Genomic DNA, 22,822 nt, shown 5'->3' with positions numbered 1-22,822 from the left:
AGGTTTAAATGAAATATGAAGAAAAGCTTTTAGCTATTTTAAAAGAAGCTAGTGTATTAACTATCGGAGAAGCCGAAGAATTCCTGAGGTCCAATTTAGAAAAACTGCATGAAACTGGAGAGCTATCATTAGGTAATGACAAAGATCTATCAGGTAAACCTTTAGAGTTAAGGGTTAAAGAACTTTTTAAAAAAGCGGGTTTCAATATTAAAAACGGTAGAAATGGATATGAAGATTTTACTATCTCTCCAGATAATAACTTCTCAATCCAAGATAGTATTGTAATTGAGGTTAAATCTTCTAAAAATATATCTCCAAAGTTAAGTGATCTTAGACAGTTAGATGACTGGGTTTTTAACTTATCAGGTGAAGAAAATGCTAGAAAACATGGGCTCGGGTCTTCTGAGCAGTTCACTTGGAGTGGTGGTATGACTAAACATCCAACACCACATAAAGGATTATTTATCTTCAATGGCCCAATTGGACATGACTTTAATGAACGTCTTAATAAATTTATTCATCCATCACAATTAGACTTTTTAAACAAAAGAAACTTCTGCGCTATTAGTCTTAATAAACTGGTTTACCTCCTTAGTGGGGATAAAGAATCTGCTTGGAATGCTATTCATGAAACAATAGGAGAATTTAACTAAGAGACCTGACCTAAATAATTGAAACTCTCATTATCTAGGAATTGTATTTCAACCCATAAAATACGTTATGTTAAATTGAATGGGTTTTAATAAAGCGAGCGTGATTATGCAAACCAGCTCGCTTTTAAGAGAGTAATTTGGTGGTTAATTAAGCTCTGAATCAACCCAAAACTTGGTACCTTTTAATACAGCTTGTAGTGCAAGGCCATTTTCGGTTACAGAATATACAGTCACTTGATCTGCAATCGCTTCGGCAACCAATGCACCGCCTTTATCTTCATATTTAGCTGCTGCATCAGCGTTTCCGCCAAATGCCCAACCATGTTCAATAAATCTATTTAGTGCAGCTTGATTATGAAAAACCATTACAACGTTAAAATCTTTTACACCTAAACCAAGCCCTAAACCGGCTTCACCCATATTCATGTAAGTCGATTTACCAGTAAGGTTATTTTTAACTACGCCGTAACCGCCACCAAAACTGGCTAAAACAACATTTACGTTCGCGTTATCAAAAACAGCGTAACCAGCCGAATTAGCAATTTGTTTTTTAACGTCAGGTTTTTCAGCGTATAATTTATCTAATGTATTTGTTTTCATACTTTGTACAAGTGAACGTTTTTCGCTTGGTGATGCACTACCTGTAGTAGCACACCCAGTTAACGCAACAGTTAAAGCCAGTATGCTTAGTATAATTAGTTTTTTCATAATGTTTTCCTTAATAAGATATAGCAACCAACAACCATAGAATAATCACAGTATTAAAATAATTAGAGCTTTACTATGTCCAATACTAGACAGTATCGGACTTTAACGTTATTCTGTAAACCTATTATTTAATTGAATATTTATACATTATGCTTGTTGCTTTGGTTGATACGTTAAAACAATTAAGATATCAAATTGCCCATCTAGATGACGGTACTCTAAATTCAGAATACCCAGAACTTGCATCCTTTATACAGGAAGTTTACTTGACTGTAACTGAATCAAAAGCCGATCTGACATTCTTATATCAGTTTTTATATGTTTATGGCAGAAAATCAGAAGCGACTTATAGCCGTTTTCGAAATGAACTTGAACGCTTTTATTTATGGTCGTGGTTAATAGCAGAAAAATCAGTATTCGATTTAAAACGTGAAGATATTGAAGCTTACGTTGATTTTATGGTTGAACCTGATAAAGAATGGGCTGCAACTTCAGTGCAATGGCGTTATAAAGATGAGCAAGGAATTCGTAGATTAAATCAAAATTGGCGCCCTTTTATGCTAAAAGAATCGACTGCCAGCCAACAAACTTTATCGGCCATGTTTACTGCCTTAAATGTATTTTATAAGTTTGCCCTACTCGAAGAAAAAACATTCGCGAACTTTGTCCCTGTTGTTAAAAAAAATAGCCCGTATTTAGTTGTTCAATCACAAATTCAAATTCCTGATACATTAAGTGATATTCAATGGGAATACGTTTTTGGTGTAACGCGTGATTTATGCGAACATAACCCTGATTTAGAGCGAAATTTGTTTACGCTTGCCTGCTTAAAAGGTCTTTATTTACGAATTTCAGAATTATCTGAGCGCCCACAATGGTCGCCGGTGATGTCTCATTTTTGGCAAGATAATGATGGATTTTGGTTTTTACGTATAATGGGTAAAGGTAATAAATTACGAGATGTAACCTTAAGTGATGATTTTGTTGAATATTTAAAACGATACAGATTATATCGAGGTCTACCTGCCCTTCCTCGGGTTGATGAATCTGAGCCGTTAGTTCATAAAATTCGCGGTCAAGGTGGTATGACCGTAAGGCAAATTAGGCGTTTAGTTCAACAAAGTTTTGATTATGCTCAGCAATCATTACTTAATGATGGTTTTAAAGATGACGCTGAACAACTTGGCGCTGCAACTGCACATTGGCTTCGTCATACTGGTGCTACACATGATGCGCAAACCAGACCGCTCAAACATTTATCAGAAGATTTAGGCCATTCTAAAATTGCGACTACCGATCAAATTTATATTCAAACAAATATTAAAGAGCGAGCAAAATCAGGACTTAAAAGGAAAATTTAATGGAGTATTTAGTAATATCATTTATAGGCGGACTATTTTTAATTTATTCTTTAACACTTCGCCAGTTAGAAAAAACAGAAGTAACAGGCCCAATGTTTTTTGTTGTCGGCGGAATATGTTTAGCTTTTATGCTACCCAACGAAGGACATAAAATAAAAGAAGGCGTTGATCTTTTATTACCATTTATAGAGCTTACGCTAAGTATATTTTTGTTTTCAGATGCTGCTAAATCAAAGCTAAGTGTTTTAAGGCATAGTTTTCAGTATCCTAGTTTACTATTGTTTGTTGCCCTACCCTTAACATTATTACTCGGTATTGCTGTTGCTTTATTTTTCTTTGCTGAGCTTTCACTTATTCAAGCGGCGTTGCTCGCAATTATTTTAACACCTACTGATGCGGCATTAAGTAAAGGGTTACTAGCAAGTACACAAGTGCCTGAAAAAATACGCGAAGGAATAAATACTGAAAGTGGTTTGAACGATGGATTATGTGTGCCCATATTTTTAATATTTATATTACTCGCTAAAAATCCTGACTCAGCTATTACTGCAACACAAACATTAAGTGTGTTTGGCCGAGAGCTTGGCCTGGCTCTATTAATAGCTATTACAAGTATCGCTGTTTTTATACCGAGTTTAAACTTTGCAATGAAACGTCATTACTTTGCACAAAATACCAGTCCATTTTTATTACTTGGTTTTGCTATGGCTGTGTTTTCTGTCACTCAGTATTTTCATGGCAGTGGATTTATTGCGGTGTTTATTGCAGGTTTACTATTTGATAAATTTTCGACTGAAGAAGTTAGAACAGAATTAATTGAAGACTCAGAGCACATCGCAGATTTTACATCGCTAATGATTTGGTGTTTGTTTGGGTTTGTTTGTGCTTACTTAATTATCCCGAAATTAAATACTGAAATTATAATTTACGCTTTATTAAGTACAACATTAATTAGAATAATTCCTGTTATGTTGTCACTGCAGTTTACGACATTGAATATTAAAGAGCGTTTTACATTTGCGTGGTTTGGACCAAGAGGATTAGCATCAATTGTTTTTACATTGATGGTGATTGATACGCAAATAGAAAACAAATATCAAATAGCGACAATAGCAATGACGACTATTTTGTTTAGTGTATTTATTCACGGTATAAGTACAAAGCCAATTGCAGACAGTTTCGCTAAAAAATCTAAATAGCTTTTATAAAAAATAGTGAATTTTTTGACGAGGTATCAAGGCGTTTTTCCAGCCTCAAAAACGATCATTTAATTAAGCGAATGGGTATTAATAAAAAAAGGCGTAACTTATTTTTAAGTTACGCCTTTTTTTAACTTTTATTAGCTAAGTACCTGTGCGAGTAATTCAATTGGGTGTTTGGGTTTAAACTTCTCAAAACGTTTAACTTGGCTACGACAAGAAAAGCCCGTAGATAAAAGTTGTTCTGGTTTATTTTTATCTACAATTGGTTTCCAACTCATTTCGTAAAGTGCACGTGAGTTATCTTGATTTTGTGCTTCGTGGCCATAAGTCCCCGCCATTCCACAGCAACCCGTATTTGTTGTTTTTAATGTTAAACCAATATCACTGAAAATTGTTTGCCAAACATTTGCCGCTTTTGGCAGTGCAGTTGTTTCAGTACAGTGACTCAGTAATGTAAATTCGGTATCTGTATTTTGTTTTGCGCTTAGTGATTTAAACGATTGTGTTTCTAACCATTCATGGGCAAGTTGCACATTAAATTCACCACGGTTATTTTCTAAAATTGTATTATATTCATCGCGGTAGCACATAACGAGTGACGCATCTAAACCGACTAACGGTGCATTGATATCATTTAATTTATTTAAAAACTCAGCTGCATTTTTAGCTGTAACTTTAAATTCATGCAAAAAACCTTTTACGTGTTGCGGTTTACCATTTGGTTTAAAAGGTAATAGCATTGGTTTTTTGCCAAGTTGGGTTATTAAAGTAATAAAACTTTCTACTAGTTCGGCTTCGTAAAAGCTCGTAAATGGGTCTTGTACTATTAATACATATTCACTTTGTTGCTCTGCATTTAATTTATTTAATAAATCAAAATCAAATTTTTGTGTTTTAGTAATACGCTTTGAAAGTGCAGGAATACTTAACTGTGGTGTATCAACATAGCCAACTGTTTTTTTAATAACATTGCTTACTAATGATGTTTTAACAATTGGGTTTATAACTTTTGCAAACTTTGCCATTAATGGCGCGCTGTTTTCTATGTTACCAACAAGGTAATCTTTTAGCGGACGTGCATAATAACTATGATAATAATTTAGAAAGCGCGAACGAAAAGTAGGAACATCTACTTTAATTGGGCAGGCAGTTGTACATGCTTTACACGCTAAACATTCATCCATTGACGCTTTTACTTCGTGAGAAAAGTCGTAAATACCTTTTCGTTTTTCGCGGCTGTGAACGAAACGTTCCCACCAGGTGATTACTTCACCTTTGTTAAGCTGCTTTTCTACTTCGAGTAAATCTACATTTTTTGACTCTTGTAAACGAAGCCATTCGCGCATTAAACTTGCGCGTCCTTTTGGTGAATTACGACGATCGCCAGTTACTTTATACGATGGACACATAGGTGAATTTTCATCGTAATTAAAGCATATGCCATTACCATTACAGGTCATTGCATTGTTAAAACTGGTTTTAACTTCTATTGATATTTGCTTATCGAAGTGTGATCTTTTTTGTCCATCAACACTAACTAGTGAGTCTTCACTATCGATAGGAGTGCATATTTTACCGGGGTTAATACGGTTGTTAGGATCGAAAGCTGTTTTTATTTTACGAAGTTGCGTATATAAATGCTCACCAAAAAATTCAGGACTATATTCACTTCGGTAACCTTTACCGTGTTCGCCCCACATTAAACCACCGTACTTAGCGGTTAGTTTTACGACCTGATCTGAAATAGTTCTAAGTAGTTTTTCTTGTTCTGGGTCGCACATATCAAGTGCTGGGCGTACGTGTAAAACCCCAGCATCAACATGGCCAAACATACCATATTGTAAATTATGGCTGTCGAGTAATGCTCTAAATTCGACAATATAATCTGCTAAATTTTCAGGGGGTACTGCAGTGTCTTCTGCAAAGGCGAGTGGTTTTTGACTGCCTTTTACATTACCTAATAAACCTACTGATTTTTTACGCATTGCGTAAATTTTTAGTATATCGCTTTTATCACTGGTTAACTGATATCCAATAACGCCATTAGTTTGATTTGCTACGCATTCATCTAGAAGCTTACAAAGTGTGTCTACTTTGTCTTTTATATCATCGTTTGATACTGCATTAAACTCGACCATGTTAAGGCCTTGCATATCTTTATTTGGTACGTCGGTTATTAAGTCCGATACTAAATTCCAAATGATGTCTTCACGCGCTAAGTTTAAAACTTTGCTATCTACGGTTTCTACCGATGTTGCGCGTGCATCAACTAAAAACGGTGAATGACGAAGTGCTGAGTCAAAACTATCGTACTTGATATTTATAAGGGTTTTAAATTCGGCAATCGGTGTTAGGTTTAATTTAGCTTCAGTTACTATACCTAATGAGCCTTCTGAACCTGTTATTAGTCGGCTCATGTCAAAAGTAAGTAAGTCATCACTTAGCACATGCTCTAGGTCGTAACCGGTTAAAAACCTATTTAATCGTGGAAACTTAGCTAAAATAGCTGCGCGTTCATTAACTGAAATATCTAAAACTGTTTTATATAAACTACCAATTAAAGAGTCTTGCTCGGCTATAATTTTTGCTTTGTCGATATCTATTGGTGAGGTACACATAGGCGTGCCATCGACCAAATAAGTTGTAAGCCCTAAAACATGATCGCTTGTTTTTCCGTAAACTAACGAACCTTGCCCAGAGGCGTCAGTACTTATCATGCCACCAATAGTTGCCCTGTTACTGGTAGATAAATCGGGCGAGAAGAAAAAACCATAAGGTTTTAAAAAGTCATTAAGTTGGTCTTTTATTACGCCGGTTTGAACGCGTACCCAGCCTTCTTCAACATTTATTTCGAGGATTTCGCGCATATAGCGTGACAAATCTACAACAATACCTGGTGTTAACGATTGTCCATTAGTACCTGTTCCGCCACCACGAGGGCCAAAAGTTAATGATAAAAATGGGTCGCGAGATGCAGTTTGCAGTGCGAGTTGAATATCTTTTTCATTTTTTGGAAAAATAACACCTTGGGGTATTTCCTGATACACACTGTTATCGGTTGAAGCAGTAATACGCGTTGCATAACTGGCATCGGTATCTCCACTAAAACCTTGGTTTGCAATGGTACTTAGGTAATTTGCGACAAGTTCTGTCGCGGCATCTTGCTGTGTAATTGTTGCTATCATGACGGCGATATTTTAGGGCATTTGATTAATTATATCATGGTGATGGCGAATAGAAATTGAAGATTTTACAGTTTGTAACACTCTTTTAGTCGATTTTAATGCAGCTTAAATTATACTCAAGTTAACGAGTAATGAGGTGTGTTATATGAAAAAATTACTATTACAGATCATTGGCGTGTTATTTATTTTGCTAGGATTATTTTTTGCGGTTGTACCTGGCCCATCACTTATATTTTTTATGGCGGGTTTATTGTGTTTTTCGTTTTACTACCCTAAAGCGCGACACTACTTATCACTTTGCCAAAAGGCGTTAACTAAATCATGTGCTTATTTAGATAAAAACTAGCCCGTTAATTTACTTTTAATTGAGTATAAAAAATGCCAGCAATACATTGCTGGCATTTTTCATAGCTTACCTATTTATTACTTTGCTAATTTTTTAGCTAGGTATAACCATGTTTCTATCACTGTGTCTGGATTTAGTGAAACAGAATCAATGCCCTGATCTACTAACCATGCTGCAAAGTCTTCGTGATCTGAAGGACCTTGACCACAAATACCTACGTACTTGCCTTTTTCTTTAGCTGTTTTAATTGCCATAGAAAGTAGCTTTTTAATTGCTGGGTTACGCTCATCAAACAAATGTGCGATTAAACCTGAATCACGATCAAGACCAAGCGTTAACTGTGTTAAATCGTTAGAGCCGATAGAAAAACCATCAAACATTTCTAGAAATTCATCAGCAAGTAATGCATTTGAAGGCAGCTCACACATCATGATTACTTTAAGACCATTTTCACCACGTTTAAGGCCATGCTCTTCTAGTAGTTCAATTACGCGTTTACCTTCTTCAAGGGTACGTACGAATGGGATCATGATTTCTATGTTTGCCATATCCATGTCGTTTCTTACGCGTTTTATAGCTTCACATTCTAATGCAAAACAATCGCGGAAATCTTCAGAGATATAACGTGCGGCGCCACGAAAACCAATCATTGGGTTTTCTTCTTCTGGCTCGTATTGCTGGCCACCAACTAGGTTTGCGTATTCGTTTGATTTAAAATCAGACATACGCACAATTACACGCTCCGGTGCAAAAGCACAACCAAGCGTTGAAATACCTTCAACCAGTTTTGTTATGTAAAACTCTACTGGTGATTCGTAACCGGCAATCATGTCAGTAATTTCTGCTTTTAATGCATCTGTTTGCGCATCAAAATTTAATAACGCTTTAGGGTGAACGCCAATCATACGGTTGATAATAAATTCAACTCGCGCAAGGCCAACACCTGCATGCGGTAGGCGTGCAAAGTCAAAGGCGCGATCGGGGTTACCCACGTTCATCATTACTTTCATTGGTAGTTCTGGCATTTTATCAACGCGTGACGTTAGTATTTCAAAATCTAAAATACCTTCGTAAATGAAGCCGGTATCGCCTTCGGCGCACGATACTGTTACTTCTTGTCCCGCTTTAATTAAATCAGTTGCATTACCACAACCAACAACTGCTGGAATACCAAGTTCGCGCGCAATGATTGCCGCGTGACACGTACGGCCACCACGATTTGTAACAATAGCTGCTGCACGTTTCATGATTGGTTCCCAATCAGGGTCGGTCATATCGGTTACTAAAATGTCGCCTACTTGTACCTGGTCCATTTCTTTAATTGAATCAAGAACACGTACAACACCGCTACCAATTTTGTGACCAATTGCACGGCCTTCAACAAGTACATTACTTGTGCCATTTAATTGAAAACGTTCCATTACGTTTGAGTCTTCGTTTGAGCGGACAGTTTCTGGACGTGCTTGAACTATATATAGTTTGCCGTCGTTTCCGTCTTTTGCCCATTCGATGTCCATAGGACGACCGTAATGTTTTTCAATGATTACAGCTTGTTTGGCAAGATCTTGCACTTCTTCATCTGTAATCGAAAATTTATTAGAAAGCTCAGGGTCAACATCAACGATGTCTACTTGCTTACCATGTGCTTTGTCTTCTGAGTAAATCATTTGTATGGCTTTAGAACCAATATTACGACGTACTACTGAAGGTTTGTTTTTAAGGAGTGTTGGTTTATGAACATAAAATTCATCAGGGTTAACCGCGCCCTGTACAACCATTTCACCTAAGCCATAGCTTGATGTAATAAATACAACGTCTTCAAAACCAGACTCTGTATCAATACTAAACATTACGCCAGATGCTGATTTATCTGAACGTACCATGCGCTGTATACCTGCTGATAACGCTACACCACGGTGATCGTAACCTTGGTGAACACGATATGAGATTGCGCGGTCATTAAATAATGAAGCAAATACGTGTTTAATAGCGACCATGACTGAATCGATACCGACAACGTTAAGGAAAGTTTCTTGTTGGCCTGCGAATGATGCATCTGGCATATCTTCAGCGGTAGCTGATGAACGTACTGCAAATGAAACATCTGCTGCAGTATCGCCATGGAGTTGGCTATATGCTTCGCGAATGGCTTGATCTAGGTTTGGTTGGAATGGTGTGTCGATTATCCATTGGCGGATATCGGCACCGACTTTAGCGAGTGTATTTACATCATCAACATCAAGTGTATCTAGGATGTCATGAATTTTGGCGGTGAGTCCTGATTGATCTAGAAACTCATTAAAAGCATCTGCGGTAGTTGCAAAACCACCCGGTACTTGTACACCAGCGTTTGCGAGGTTTGAAATCATTTCGCCAAGTGACGCGTTTTTACCGCCAACTCGAGGAACATCTTGCATACCAAGCTCTTGATACCAGAGAACGTATTCTTGCACGGATCTTTCTCCAAAAAAAACAAATTGTAGGTCTAACTGTGAGAGTTAAGAAAGAAAACCTTTTATAAAGGCCGTCATCATTCTACACTGGCAACAGTCCTCACGTAAACCGTGGGAAACCCATTTTAGGGATTTAAACGCAATAAAAAGGTTAATTATGAGAACTGCTTTTTATATATCAGATGGAACAGCAATTACTTCAGAGGTATTTGGGCATGCGACTTTGTCGTTGTTTCCTATCGATTTTAATCATAAAACAATTCCATTTGTAGAAACTGAAGAAAAAGCACACGAAATTAAAGCTTTAATTAATGCAACCGCTGCAAAAACAGGTGAAAAGCCTTTCGTGTTTTTTACTTTTGTAAATCACAATTTAAGTGAAATTATAAAATCGGCTGATGCAGTTACGTATGATTTTTTAACTACGTATAGCGAAAAAATAGAAAAAGAGCTCAATGTAGCCCCTGTTCCAAAAATGCATCGTACGCATTCTATCCACGAAAAAAGTTATGATTTTAGAATTGATGCGGTTAACTATGCTCTTATGAATGATGATGGTGGAAATATTAAAAACTTTTCCGAAGCAGACATCATTTTAATTGGCGTTAGCAGAAGTGGTAAAACACCGACAAGCTTATACTTAGCACTGCAGTACGGCATTAAAGCGGCTAACTACCCTATTACAGAAGAAGATTTAGATAATGAAGGTTTGCCTAAATGTTTAGTCCCTTATAAACATAAGTTATTTGGACTGACGATTGACCCTGAGAGGCTTGCGGCTATAAGGCATCGACGTATGGCTAACTCTAAGTATGCTTCAATTAAACAGTGCCGTATTGAGGTGCGCGAAGTAGAAATGTTGTATAAGCGTCACAAAATAGCTTACTTTAATTCTACGCATCATTCTGTTGAAGAGATTTCTGCAAAAATACTGATAGAAACAGACTTGGAGCGACGTAAGTACTGACTTACTCATCAAATTTGAAATAAAAAAACCGCAACTAAGCGGTTTTTTTTGTATCAATAAATATTATTTACGTGCGTCTTTTAGTAAATCAGCTACTAAAAAGCCTAACTCTAATACTTGGTCGGCGTTAAGGCGTGGATCACACTGTGTTTTGTAACGCTGTGCTAAGTCATCGTCAGATAAACCGTAAGCACCGCCTGTACATTCTGTTACGTGCTGACCTGTCATTTCTAGGTGAACACCACCTGCGTATGAACCTTCAGCTTTGTGTACAGCGAAGAATTGACTGATCTCGCGCATGATATTATCGAAGTTACGCGTTTTGTAACCTGAAGTCGCTTTTTCAGTATTACCGTGCATTGGATCAGAACTCCAAATTACTTTGCGGCCTTCTTGTTGAACTCTTCTTACTAGAGCTGGGAGTTTTTCTGGCAGTACGTCTGCACCCATACGCGTAATTAGCGTTAAACGACCAGGAATGTTATCTGGGTTTAATGCGTCAATTAAACGAATTAGGTCGTCTGGGTCCATACCTGGGCCAACTTTAACACCAATTGGGTTTTTAATGCCTTTAAAGAACTCAATATGTGCGTGGTCTAGTTGGCGTGTACGTTCACCAATCCAAACAAAGTGAGCAGAACAATCGTACCAATCACCCGATAAATGGTCGCGACGTGTTAGTGCCTCTTCGTAACCAAGTAGTAAAGCTTCGTGAGAAGTGTATAAATCGGTTTCTTTTAAGCTTGGCGCAATTGTAGAGTTAATTCCGCACACTTCCATAAACTCTAGTGCGTCTTGAATTTTATCTGCAAGTTGTTGGTATTTTTCTTTAAGTGGATTTGCAGCAACAAAGCCCATGTTCCAGCGGTTAACCTGGTGAAGATCGGCTAGGCCACCTTGTGCAAATGCACGTAATAAGTTTAACGTAGCAGCACTATGATGGTATGCAGTCATTAAACGTTGTGGGTCTGGAATGCGCGCTTCTTCTGTAAACTCAATATTATTGATGATGTCGCCACGGTAAGATGGTAAAGACACGCCATTAATTGTTTCTAAGTCTGCTGAACGAGGTTTAGCGTATTGACCAGCCATACGCGCTATTTTAACTACAGGGCATTTACCCCCGTAAGTTAATACAACAGCCATCTGTAAAATTGTTTTGAATGTATCGCGAATATTAGCGGCATTAAAATCGCTAAACGACTCGGCACAGTCACCACCTTGAAGTAAAAATGCACGACCTTCGCACACGTCTTCAAGTTGTTTGAATAGGCTTCTTGTTTCTTCTGCAAAAACTAGAGGCGGAGCCGTTTTTAATTGGCCTTCAACTGATTTAAGTATTTCTTGATCTGGGTACTGTGGCTGTTGCAGTATTGGCAGCTCTCTCCAGCTATTTGGGTTCCACGATGACATAATTTTTCCTCATTCCTACATTACCTGATAAGAAGAAATTAACGTATGCAGACCCCTATGTTCAAGGACTAAATTCACTATTTTCCAATTATTTAGTTATGAGTTAAGTATAAAAGTAATTTTACTTAACTCAGGTGGTTATATAACAATCACTTTAGTTTTATTTCAAATAAACTAAAGTGATTTAAAACATACATTTAGAGTTAATTAGTTTCAATTTTAACACATTGAGAATAAATAAAGCACAAGGGTATATTATATGTATTTTACCTAAGAACACATCATACTTAAATTGCATCAAATGTACTCTTAACTTTACGCGCTAAATTAATTATTAACTAACAGGGGCTATGTGCAGGCCTAAATATATGATATGGCATTTTGTGTTGCTCATTTATATGTACTTTAAGCCTAGTAGAATAGCGCTGTTGATTATTCTGATACCAGAATATACTTACAACTGACACAAGGTAATCTGCTGATTCACCACTCACCTTCCCACCCTGCCGCCAACGTTATTTAGCAAGTTGTGATAACTAAAAACTTAACTGCCAGAGATGCCTTAAATGGCTCTCATGCAAAAATCATGTATGACATTCTAAGCTTTTGGATGATAAACCCATAGTTAAAACACGTTATAATATTAATCACTAATTAGAGAAACAACCAAAACTAACACTATTATTTAGAATACAACCGCACCAAGTTCATTTTACATTTCTCATTTATTACACTATATGGGCAATTAAGCTCTAAGCGGACTAACTCTTTAATCAATAAAACAGTACTAAATTACAGGAATAAGTAGAACCATTTACTCCAGAAAGAACACATCATACATTATTTACTTTTGATATGGTCTGAACACCTAGTATTATTTGATTAAATATTTACTCAATACAAAGTGCATGCAATAATATGAAGTTAGTAAGATGTGTTCTTTGAGGTGTGCCGTGGTTACTAAAGTGCAAATTAGGAGTCAGTTTGATTTAATGAACGAATTAACTTTAAGGTTAATTGAGGAATTAAACGAATGTGAGTTTTCCAGAGCAGAGTACTATCAGTTACCTGATGTAAGTAATTTAGATGAAAATAAGGTTCCTGAGTCCATACATGTCTCTAAAATAACTGGAGCGCCGGCTCAAAAGGCAATTTTAAACTCCTTTTCTGACATTTATAAAAAATCGGGCTTAAGCAGTCGCGTGTTAAAAAGGCACCCTGGTTTACTTGTTATTAAAAATGCAGATAAACAAGCTTTAAATAATCGTATAGCACAGGTTAACAAAGCTAAAGCTAGTTTCAAAGAGTGTATATTGGCAATTGATAATAACGATGCCCGATTTGAGGCTGTTCATAATGCAATACCAAATTTAATAACACTTGCTGCTTATCGTAAGATTCACAGTGAGAGTGAATCACCATTTTCTGTTAGGTTTACTTGGATGCACAAGCACGCAACTAAAACATTGACTAAAAAAATGGCCCTCGAAATGCTCGACAAATCAGCCAGTTATCGAAATCCAAGAATGATAGATCAACAAAAATGGCAATCACTTGTAGCTCAAGAACAATTACGGGTTGCTAGTTTAGGTGAAAAGGAAAAATTAAGAATTCGTCGCCCTACTCGTGTAAGCCCTCAAGTTAATGTGAGATACACAGCACAAAACCGCTATCATGTGAGCGCCGCATTACCATTTATTCTGATTAATCCAGAAGCAGACGTTAAACTAGGTATCTTACCTGATTATAAAAAACCCGAAGCTCATCCTCGAAAACGTGAGTATGATTTTTTAGTTGATAGGCTATATTTAGAACAAGTTGACCGATAGCTATTATGTTAAAAAGGCCACAATATGTGGCCTTTTTAGTAAATATGTACAGTCTTTAAAATAACGTTTATTATTTTTCTACTATCTCTTCTATTTTATCTTCATCAATTAACACTGCATTTTCAACAATACGTTTACCGCCTTGAATCTCAATGCGTTTGTTGTGTTTGTTCAATGTAAGTATTTCATCGCAAAACTGATCAGAGGGGTGCATTTCGTATGTGTAATCAATAATGTTACCAGTTTTGTCATCTTTGACGTTTGTAATGCTGTATTCTGATATAGCACCTTTTTCAATCAAATCTTTCATTGTGGTGGTCATATCACGACGAAGCGCTTTTAATTTATTTTCCGTAATATCATCAGTTGAATAAATAGATCCATATTTTTCCATAATAGAAAGTAATCTAAAATGATACGTTTTACCTGGAGCTGCATAACGCCAAAGGTGATACAAACGAAGCATCATCCAACGCGATAATCCCCGTTTTAGTTCTTGTGCACTATTAAAGTAATACCCTTTGTATTCAAGGTTATCAATCATGTTATGAACAAACGCATTTAAGCAGGCCACACACTTTACATTGCCACCTTGACCTTTTTTGCCACTAAAGTGAAGTGACGATAAAAAGTTCATATTTGACTCGTAAAACGAATCATCTATATCGGAGTTTTTAGTATCGGTTGCTGAATATTTAAATGAAAGTTTAGAACCTTGCAATGCTTCAAGTGACTCTTTAATAGCAGGATATGGCATTGACTGCCCTACCGCTTTGAGCTCTTGCGCTAATTCGTTCATAGAAAAAACAACCGCGTATTGAATACCGGACTTAAAATTAATTTTAACTATTTTGCCTTTAGAAGCTAAACGAATAAGTGCTCGTTCTACTTTTTCTTCTCTGTCCGATGGCCAAACAAGATACTCAATATCTTCACCATCTTTACGAGTACTGACAACAGCAGGGGTAATTTTTATCTCACCATCGTATAAAATACCATCTACTTTCTCTGATATTTTACGCGTAATGATTGTTTTTTTAGGCGCTTCTTCAAGTGGCAATTTTTTATAGCCAGAGCGAACAAAACGGCCCCACAAATCATAATGATTAAACGTGTTTGAATATGCACGTAAACCATGAGCTGCATTTTCAATAGAAATTCGCACGTCTTTGTTGTCTGTAAATAGTGCTAAACTTTCGTTATCAATTGCACTTTCCACCCCGTGGATTTGGCCCCTGAGTGTATCGGGCAAATTATCTACCGAGATGTTGACCTTTCGGCTCATTGTTCTTATTTCCATTTTTATTGCGACATCTAATAACAACACATTAAACAACAAAAGTTAAATGTTTAAGTTAGTATAAAAGTGATCTGACTTTAAATAAAACGTTTAGATCACTATTATACTAAGTAATGTATATAACTTGCGATTTCAGATCATATTTTTACTAACTAGGTCATCTCAAACCGGTTTTTTACTAACTCAGCTGTTATTTTGTCCATCACAATGGCTTTATTTTAAAATTTAGCACGACAAATTCATACGAAAATTAATATCCCTGTGGATAAAGACTTATCGAGTTAGCATAGATCTGATCTGTACCAAGTACAGATCAGATCTATACTAATTAAACGTACCTATTGACGCTAAGGTTAGTGCATAACTTTATAATTTACTTAGTAAAAAATTGATCTCAAGGGCTTTTTTTGTTCATAACCTTATGCGCAACCTGTGTATAACTTGATTTAAAAAATAAGGCTTAGTAAAAAGGTGATCTGCAGGTAGATAAAGATCTGATCTTAACCAAGTATAACGCTGATCTGCTTTTTTTTATATTGTTTATATTAATCATAATGTTATGTGTTAATTTAAGGTCCTTAACCTTTACTACCTTATATATTTAACCACCTTTAAACTTCTTTATTTATACTAAGCAATATTAAAAGTGTAAAAGTATTTTTAAATGTCTTCTTTTTAAAATGCATGTCGTCTTAAATAGTTGTTTACAGCAATTTGAATGGACATTATACTAACTGCCTAACTTTGAGGAAGAAAGTATGTCTATCAATAATAACGCGCTAAGTACCTACCGGCTTTTAAAAGCAACTGCAGAAGTAGCTGAAAAATCTTTAGAAGGTCGTATTCAGCACTATCGTGCTCATCTTAAATCAGAAGAAAAAGAATTAAGAACTTATACGCAAAAAGCAGCTGCCGATTTATTAGGTTGTAATAATCGTACTTTAAAAAGACGTCATGACAACGGTGACTTTGATGATTTAAACATAAAACGCGGCGCCAATGGTCATTATGCTTACACATTAGTAAACATTTTTGCTATGGCTGATATTATGGATATTAAACCAGATCATCGTACTGGTGATGACAAACTGCAAGTTATTGTCATTAATTCTCTCAAAGGTGGCTGTGGCAAAACAACTAGCATGGTTAATATTGCAGCAGCGCTGGCAACTACAAATATTAAGCGCTATCGCATTGGTATAATTGATTTAGATCCTCAAGGTTCTTCTTCAAGCTTTTTTCCTTCAAGCGAGCATGACCCAATTACTGTTGGTGATTTAATGCGTGATTGTATAGATTTAGATGAGGGCGAAACATGGCCTGAATTTGTTTCAAACTCATTTTTATCAACGCACATCCCAAATATTCGTGTACTACCATCAGGTATGGACGATTTTTATTTTGAGCACGAAACTGCAACATTACTCAAAGACACCTCAAATTATGAGCAAACTCGTCATTACCATAAGTTACTTGAAAAAGTAATTAACCCTGTTAAAGACGAGTTTGATATTATATTAATAGATACAGCTCCAACTCTTAACTTTATGTTTTATAATGCATTAATGGCTTCTACTGCGATGCTTATCCCTGTTCATCCAGAAGCTGTAGACTTTGATGCTAATAATAAATATTTAAAACGACTAGGCGAGATTTACCATACCGTTGCGGCACTTGGCCATGAGGGATGGGACTTTATGCAGTTTTTAGTGACCAACTATGTAAAAGGTAATCACTCACAGCGCGATATTGTTAAAGATGTTCGTAGTGCATTCGGTCGCCAAGTTATGAGTTACCCAATCAACCACAGCTCGGCGATTACTGCTAGCTCTTCGTCTTTCAATACTATTTTTGATCAAAAAGCGTCAGACAGCTTAGCAAGCCGTGAATCACTAATGCGCGCTCAAGAAAATATTAAAGATGTTGTCGATGAGCTAGAAATGCTTATTCGTTCAAATTGGCAGTCAACTCAATCAACACTCAATACCCCTAAGTAAGGATGTTAAATAAAAATGGCTAAAAAACGTAAAAATGACACCCGCTTAGATCCTTTTGCAACAGCTGTAGGAAGTAGTAGCCTTGACGCATTACTTGAACAAGCAAATGCTGGTGATGTAATTCGCATGCCAGCACCGAGCGATCCTGAGCGCCAAATTACTCTTATTTGCAAAGTGATCGCACACGCTGACATTGAATCTACAACAGGTGTGTACGGTAAAAACCGCCGTGTACAAGCACTTCTTAACGAAAAGTCAGTATCGGATATTTTACCTGCCATTGCAGAGGATGGCCGTAATCAGCACCCTGCGTTACTTTGGGATCAGGGTGATAAAAGCTTAGTCTTAGCGGGTTCTCGCCGTCGTATGGCCTGTATTTTAGGTAACGCTGATTATTTAGTACTTAGTTCAAGTGACTTTACTGAGCAAGACGCTAAAATTTTAGCTGTATCTTCAGATCAATATATCGCTCCAAGTCTATGGGAGCTAGGACAAGCTTACCAGCAAACTAAAAATGAGCTTATTGAACAAGGTAAAAAAGGATCTTACAGAGAGATTGCTGCAATTGAAGGTGTATCACACACCGCCATTGCAGATGCTGTTAAAGCGTATGAACAAATACCTGCTGAAGTTATTGCACTCTACCCTACTGCGAATCACGTGGGTCGCGAAGTGGCTAAAAAGCTCATGAGCGCAAAGGAGAGAGACCAAGAGGCGTTTAATCATCTTGTTAGTGACCTAGCTAGTGATGAAGAGCTAAACGCCATTATAAGTGACGACAAGCGTGCAATGGCAATCACCAAATGCCTAACTGCTGAGCCTCAAGCTGCTGTTAAGCGTGAAGCTGTACTTGAAAATAAGTTTGTATCGGTACAACGCAATTTAAAAAGTGGTGATGTGTCTATCAAAATCGACAATAAAGTGATGACAGACAAACGCTTAGAACAATTAACTAAGCTATTAAGTGCTTTTAATTAGTTAGTTAAATAATGATCTGTCAGACGTGTCTACTTAGTTAAATACTGATCTGACAGATTGTTTTGTTAGTAAAAATCTGATCTTTACTAGCCTAATACTACCTTAAATAATCATAATTCCTCTTCAAGATCACTTTTTTACTAACTAATCGCCCCCTTTTAGCTATTTGCTCTTGGTTTATAATTATTGTTAGTAAAATTGTGATCTATAACGTGTCGTTTAATCTTTATATTTGTATGTAGTGCCTAATATTTTGCGAAATTTTATACTCATTTTTACCTATAAACCGATTTTTTACTAAGCTATCAGCTCCAACCAGTTTATATCTTGTTAATAGTGCTTTAGCTCAGAGCACATAAGGCATATACTGGCAGAATTATTTTTAAAATTTAATGCTTAGAGTGACATGTCTGCTAACTTATCAAAAAATGATTTAATGGCTATTTTTGAAGAAATTAAAAATGAGCAGGCTACCCAGTTTCCTCTTTCTGAACGCTTTATTAAAAAACTTTTCCGCGAAAATGTCTTAGATAAAGGCAAAGAGTACTACAAGAAAGGTCAAATCACCTGGCTAGAGCATACCCCTAATTTTTCTGTTGTAGACTCTACCGTGCAAGTGGATAACGGATCATCATTTAACCAACGTATTGAGATCAGTAAAGTACCAACTGGTTATTCTGTTGATACACACTGTACGTGTAATGCAAAAACCAAATGCCGACATTTAGCTGCTATTTTGTTTAAGCTTAAAATAGAGCACTCTGGTGAATACGGTGAAGATTACTTCATTAATGATTGGTTTAGTGAATTAAGCGCTCTTAAAAGTGGTGATCAACATACACCGTCGCAAGTATTATTATTTGTATTAGATATTGAAAATAACAAAGTATTTTTAACACCTAAAATAGCTAATTTTGAGACTAAAAAGAATTACACGTTAGGCCGAAACCTCACAGAGCAACAGTTAAATAGTTTCGTAACGCCAAATGATTTACTCGAAAGTGATTTTAGATTATTTAGTTGGATACGTTCACAAAATGCAGTAGGAAGTATTGAGCTAAAAGGCCAATGGGGCTTTAGTGCCCTACAACAATTGATAGCTACTGAGCGCTTGTTTTTTCAGCGCTCTCGCGTTCCAATTAAAGCGCAATCTGGCCAAGCATTGAGTTTTAGATGGGAGCAAGATAAAGATCTATCACAATTAGTTATTAAGCTTGAGCAAACCCAAAACTGGGCTTTATTAAAAACAACACCGCCTACTTATCTCGATTTAGATCATTTAAAAGCGGGTCGTCTTCGTACCCCATTGAGTGCAGACGAAATAGCGCATTTACAAACTATGCCTGCTTTGCATGACGCTAATTTTGACAGAATATATAAACAGCTTGCCGATAACTTTGGTGCAGGTGTTATACCGCACCCTACTAACTTGCAGCCAACGTTACCTAAGCTATCTAGTAATGCTGTTTTAAAAGTAACAATGGGCGAGCAAGGTTTATCACTTTCGCTGTTATTTAAGTATAAAAATAAAAACTATTTAGCTGGTTCTGCCCCAGCAAGTACTATAAATAGCGCATTTGAAAACACCGTAACTAACGAGCTAATCAATCTAGGGTTTGAATTTTGTAAAGGGGGTTTACAAAGTGAGCTTGTATTTACAAAGCAATCTCCTATCCATTTGCATTGGCTAATATACGAAGTATTCCCTGGCTTTAAGCAGCGTGGTTGGCAAGTCAGTGTAAGTAAAGTAACAAGCCCTAATCCACAATGTGAAGTGAGTTTACATGTACACCGTGCAGCAGGGCATCAAATGCACTGCAAAGTATTGTTGTGTGACGCAAAAGCATCGCTGTTGTTTACTAATGCTGATTCGCTTTATCAGTCATTGAATCGCCAAAGTGAACTGTTTTATTACTACCCGCTTGGCCGTCAATTTGGGGTTATTAATAAGTCTGCCATTAACTTATTAAACGAATTTAAAGAACGTTTTGAATTTGTAAAAACACGTGACGAATTTAATATTCCGCTTTCGTATTTGCCTGAACTAGTAAAGCACACAGCTATTAACGTAGAGCTTCACGACGATTCACTTGAGCTATATTTACAAGAGTTAAATAATACCGATAAGGCAATGCCTAAGGTTTCATTACATGGCTTAAATGACTCAGTAACACTTCGTGAGTACCAACAGCAAGGCGTTGATTGGCTTAGCTTTTTAAAACGTCATCAATTAGGTGGTATTTTAGCTGACGACATGGGGTTGGGTAAAACACTCCAAGTTATTGCATTTTTAGCGAGTACATTTAATCGCCCACAAGCAGGCCCTACACTTATAGTGTGCCCAACTAGCTTGGTGAGTAATTGGAAAAACGAAATTACTAAGTTTGCTAAAAGTTTAAAAGTAACCACTATTTTTGGATCAAACCGTAACGATCCTTTACAACACTTAGCACAAGCGCAATGCATTCTTACTACATACCCGCTTTTAAAGCGTGATATTGCATATTATTCGCCATTATATTTTGAAAATATTATCCTCGATGAAGCACAATACATTAAAAACGATACCGCACAGGTCTCACGATTAGTTAAACGCTTAAATGCCGACTTTAAACTTTGTTTAAGTGGTACTCCAATCGAGAATAATTTACTTGAGCTTAAATCGTTACTCGATTTTGCTATGCCATCGTTACTTGGGTCTCAAGCCCACTTTAAGCAGCACTTTCAAACACCTATTGAGCGTGAAGCTGATATGCAGAGGGCTGAGCAGTTAAAAGCGTTAATTATGCCCTTTATAATGCGCCGCACTAAAGCACAAGTAGCGCAAGAGTTACCTGAAAAAACAGAGCTTACAAAAGAGTTTGAGTTTGAGCCTAAGCAAAAAGAAATGTATCAAGGCATTACACGTTCATTAGAAGAGAAGCTAATAGACTTATTTGCCGAACAAGGCGCACAAAAAAGTAAGCTTGCATTTTTAGAGGCGCTTTTAAAGTTAAGGCAAATTTGTTGCCACCCTAAATTAATAGATCCAGATACTCAAGCAGGCTCCGCTAAGCTTGAATGGTTAACAACACACTTACCGCTTATGCTAAGCCTGGGTCGTAAGATTATTATATTTAGTCAGTTTACATCGGCACTCGATTTAATAGCCCAACGCCTTGAAGAAATAAACATTAACTTTAGTATGCTTACAGGGCAAACGCGTCAACGAGATAAAGTAATCGACGAGTTTACCAGTGGTAAAACATCCGTGTTTTTAATTAGCTTAAAAGCCGGTGGAACAGGCCTTAACTTAACACAAGCAGATACCGTTATTCATTTTGATCCATGGTGGAATCCCGCAGTAGAAAAGCAAGCGACTGATAGAGCCTACCGTATTGGTCAAACTAATCCTGTATTTGTTTATAAGCTCATAATGAGTAACTCAATAGAGCAAAAAGTATTTAAAATGCAGCAAGACAAGCAAGCCCTTGTTGATGCATTATTTACTGATAAATCAATGAGCTTTACAAAGTTTGATGAGCAGCAAATGTTGTCATTAATTAAAAACTAAAAAAGATCTAAAAAGTTTTGATCTTTTTATGAACTTAATTAAAAAGCGGACGTCTATCATTATGCTTGTTGATTAATTGCAGTTAACACAAGCATCATGTTGATTTCCCATTTAGTTACTAATTTTAGTAATGATTGAGCCAGCCCATTTTGAGTTGGCTTTTTTTATGTCTAAAATTTAGCGCGCAGCACTTATTTTAAAAGTTTTTATTTTTTTATGAACTTAATTCAAAAAGACGCGTCTACTATTATGCTTGTTGATTAATTGCAGTTAATACAAGTTTTCATGTTGATTCCCTATTTAGTTACTAATTTTAGTAATGATTGAGCCAGCCCATTTTGAGTTGGCTTTTTTTATGTCTAAAACTTAGCGTTGAGCACTTACTTTAAAAGTCTTTTATTTTTTTTGAACTTAATTAAAAAAGACGCGTCTACTATTATGCTTGTTGATTAATTGCAGTTAATACAAGTTTTCATGTTGATTCCCCCTATTTAGTTACTAATTTTAGTAATGATTGAGCCAGTTCATTTTGAACTGGCTTTTTTTATGCCCATAATTTGATTTGTTTAAATCAACCCGAATAAAAATAAATGATCTTCCGCAAATTAATTTGACTTAATTATTTTGTTATCCGGTCTACTCTAATGCCTGTTGTTATATAGCCTCACCTAATAATATTAGTTATTTTGGTGATTATGTATTTAAGTTGCAGCTTGCTCGGGCACATGTTGATTATCCCTTTGATTACTTAACTTAGTAATATTTGACCAGCTTATTTTAAGCTGGTTTTTTTATGTCTGTAATTTCTTAACTCCCCTACTTCTGTTGTTGGTTATTGGTTATGATGGCATGTCTCTAAATTTTATAAGTTTATTTT

Annotated in this window: 14 protein-coding genes; 9 read left to right on the top strand and 5 right to left on the bottom strand. The window is 36.4% G+C overall.

What is annotated here, in order from left to right:
• The first annotated feature begins 8 nt into the window (after positions 1 to 8).
• A complete protein-coding gene (locus H5157_RS18175) occupies positions 9 to 653 on the top strand; it encodes a hypothetical protein (RefSeq protein WP_182725213.1) in 645 nt (214 codons plus the stop codon).
• 144 nt (positions 654 to 797) lie between these two features.
• On the opposite strand, the gene H5157_RS18170 is transcribed toward H5157_RS18175, so the two are convergent.
• On the bottom strand, positions 798 to 1,361 hold the full coding sequence (locus H5157_RS18170) for a YSC84-related protein (RefSeq protein ID WP_024596516.1): 564 nt from the start codon (positions 1,359 to 1,361) through the stop codon (positions 798 to 800).
• A 149-nt stretch (positions 1,362 to 1,510) separates the two neighbouring features.
• On the opposite strand from H5157_RS18170, the gene H5157_RS18165 reads away from it, so the two are divergent.
• Both H5157_RS18165 and H5157_RS18160 read left to right on the top strand, forming a co-directional pair.
• Positions 1,511 to 2,722, top strand: a complete 1,212-nt coding sequence (locus H5157_RS18165) for a tyrosine-type recombinase/integrase (RefSeq protein WP_182725212.1) — start codon at positions 1,511 to 1,513, stop codon at positions 2,720 to 2,722.
• Positions 2,722 to 3,921 (top strand): sodium:proton antiporter, encoded by a 1,200-nt coding sequence (locus H5157_RS18160; RefSeq protein ID WP_182725211.1) that lies wholly within the window; start codon positions 2,722 to 2,724, stop codon positions 3,919 to 3,921. The genes H5157_RS18165 and H5157_RS18160 overlap by 1 nt, the downstream gene beginning before the upstream one ends.
• A 140-nt stretch (positions 3,922 to 4,061) precedes the next feature.
• On the opposite strand, the gene H5157_RS18155 is transcribed toward H5157_RS18160, so the two are convergent.
• A complete protein-coding gene (locus tag H5157_RS18155; protein ID WP_182725210.1) occupies positions 4,062 to 7,109 on the bottom strand; it encodes an FAD-binding and (Fe-S)-binding domain-containing protein in 3,048 nt (1,015 codons plus the stop codon).
• 145 nt (positions 7,110 to 7,254) lie between these two features.
• Between H5157_RS18155 and H5157_RS18150 the strand changes: the two genes are divergently transcribed.
• Positions 7,255 to 7,455 carry a PGPGW domain-containing protein gene (locus H5157_RS18150; protein ID WP_182725209.1) on the top strand — a complete coding sequence of 67 codons (201 nt, stop codon included), beginning with the start codon at positions 7,255 to 7,257 and terminating at the stop codon, positions 7,453 to 7,455.
• A gap of 77 nt (positions 7,456 to 7,532) precedes the next feature.
• Here the strand turns inward: H5157_RS18150 and ppsA are convergent, their stop codons facing one another.
• Positions 7,533 to 9,908, bottom strand: coding sequence for a phosphoenolpyruvate synthase (gene ppsA, locus H5157_RS18145; RefSeq protein ID WP_182725208.1), 2,376 nt, complete (start codon positions 9,906 to 9,908; stop codon positions 7,533 to 7,535).
• A 157-nt stretch (positions 9,909 to 10,065) separates the two neighbouring features.
• Between ppsA and H5157_RS18140 the strand changes: the two genes are divergently transcribed.
• Positions 10,066 to 10,875 (top strand): pyruvate, water dikinase regulatory protein, encoded by an 810-nt coding sequence (locus H5157_RS18140; protein WP_007583184.1) that lies wholly within the window; start codon positions 10,066 to 10,068, stop codon positions 10,873 to 10,875.
• 63 nt (positions 10,876 to 10,938) lie between these two features.
• Here the strand turns inward: H5157_RS18140 and H5157_RS18135 are convergent, their stop codons facing one another.
• Entirely contained in the window at positions 10,939 to 12,288 is a 1,350-nt protein-coding gene (locus H5157_RS18135; RefSeq protein ID WP_024596521.1) for a class II 3-deoxy-7-phosphoheptulonate synthase, read from the bottom strand.
• A gap of 953 nt (positions 12,289 to 13,241) precedes the next feature.
• Here H5157_RS18135 and H5157_RS18130 point away from each other — a divergent pair.
• Positions 13,242 to 14,117 carry a DNA replication terminus site-binding protein gene (locus tag H5157_RS18130; protein ID WP_182725207.1) on the top strand — a complete coding sequence of 292 codons (876 nt, stop codon included), beginning with the start codon at positions 13,242 to 13,244 and terminating at the stop codon, positions 14,115 to 14,117.
• A 70-nt stretch (positions 14,118 to 14,187) separates the two neighbouring features.
• Here the strand turns inward: H5157_RS18130 and H5157_RS18125 are convergent, their stop codons facing one another.
• A complete protein-coding gene (locus H5157_RS18125) occupies positions 14,188 to 15,402 on the bottom strand; it encodes a hypothetical protein (RefSeq protein WP_024596523.1) in 1,215 nt (404 codons plus the stop codon).
• 773 nt (positions 15,403 to 16,175) lie between these two features.
• Between H5157_RS18125 and H5157_RS18120 the strand changes: the two genes are divergently transcribed.
• The 3 genes from H5157_RS18120 (at position 16,176) to H5157_RS18110 (ending at position 21,945) form a co-directional block, all read left to right on the top strand.
• Entirely contained in the window at positions 16,176 to 17,414 is a 1,239-nt protein-coding gene (locus tag H5157_RS18120) for an AAA family ATPase (protein WP_182692735.1), read from the top strand.
• A 15-nt stretch (positions 17,415 to 17,429) separates the two neighbouring features.
• Positions 17,430 to 18,392 (top strand): transcriptional regulator, encoded by a 963-nt coding sequence (locus H5157_RS18115; protein ID WP_182725206.1) that lies wholly within the window; start codon positions 17,430 to 17,432, stop codon positions 18,390 to 18,392.
• Between the two features lie 406 nt (positions 18,393 to 18,798).
• A complete protein-coding gene (locus tag H5157_RS18110; protein WP_182725205.1) occupies positions 18,799 to 21,945 on the top strand; it encodes a DEAD/DEAH box helicase in 3,147 nt (1,048 codons plus the stop codon).
• The last annotated feature ends 877 nt before the right edge of the window (positions 21,946 to 22,822 follow it).

The organism is Pseudoalteromonas sp. SG43-3 (assembly GCF_014164385.1).
Lineage (GTDB): Bacteria > Pseudomonadota > Gammaproteobacteria > Enterobacterales > Alteromonadaceae > Pseudoalteromonas > Pseudoalteromonas distincta.
This window is presented reverse-complemented; position numbering and strand designations above follow the sequence as displayed.

What these genes read in the sequence shown, in the direction of transcription:
- H5157_RS18175 (WP_182725213.1), top strand. Translation starts at nt 9, where the DNA reads ATGAAATATGAAGAAAAGCTTTTAGCTATTTTAAAAGAAGCTAGTGTA.
- H5157_RS18170 (WP_024596516.1), bottom strand. Translation starts at nt 1,361, where the DNA reads ATGAAAAAACTAATTATACTAAGCATACTGGCTTTAACTGTTGCGTTA.
- H5157_RS18165 (WP_182725212.1), top strand. Translation starts at nt 1,511, where the DNA reads ATGCTTGTTGCTTTGGTTGATACGTTAAAACAATTAAGATATCAAATT.
- H5157_RS18160 (WP_182725211.1), top strand. Translation starts at nt 2,722, where the DNA reads ATGGAGTATTTAGTAATATCATTTATAGGCGGACTATTTTTAATTTAT.
- H5157_RS18155 (WP_182725210.1), bottom strand. Translation starts at nt 7,109, where the DNA reads ATGATAGCAACAATTACACAGCAAGATGCCGCGACAGAACTTGTCGCA.
- H5157_RS18150 (WP_182725209.1), top strand. Translation starts at nt 7,255, where the DNA reads ATGAAAAAATTACTATTACAGATCATTGGCGTGTTATTTATTTTGCTA.
- H5157_RS18140 (WP_007583184.1), top strand. Translation starts at nt 10,066, where the DNA reads ATGAGAACTGCTTTTTATATATCAGATGGAACAGCAATTACTTCAGAG.
- H5157_RS18135 (WP_024596521.1), bottom strand. Translation starts at nt 12,288, where the DNA reads ATGTCATCGTGGAACCCAAATAGCTGGAGAGAGCTGCCAATACTGCAA.
- H5157_RS18125 (WP_024596523.1), bottom strand. Translation starts at nt 15,402, where the DNA reads ATGAGCCGAAAGGTCAACATCTCGGTAGATAATTTGCCCGATACACTC.
- H5157_RS18120 (WP_182692735.1), top strand. Translation starts at nt 16,176, where the DNA reads ATGTCTATCAATAATAACGCGCTAAGTACCTACCGGCTTTTAAAAGCA.
- H5157_RS18115 (WP_182725206.1), top strand. Translation starts at nt 17,430, where the DNA reads ATGGCTAAAAAACGTAAAAATGACACCCGCTTAGATCCTTTTGCAACA.
- H5157_RS18110 (WP_182725205.1), top strand. Translation starts at nt 18,799, where the DNA reads ATGTCTGCTAACTTATCAAAAAATGATTTAATGGCTATTTTTGAAGAA.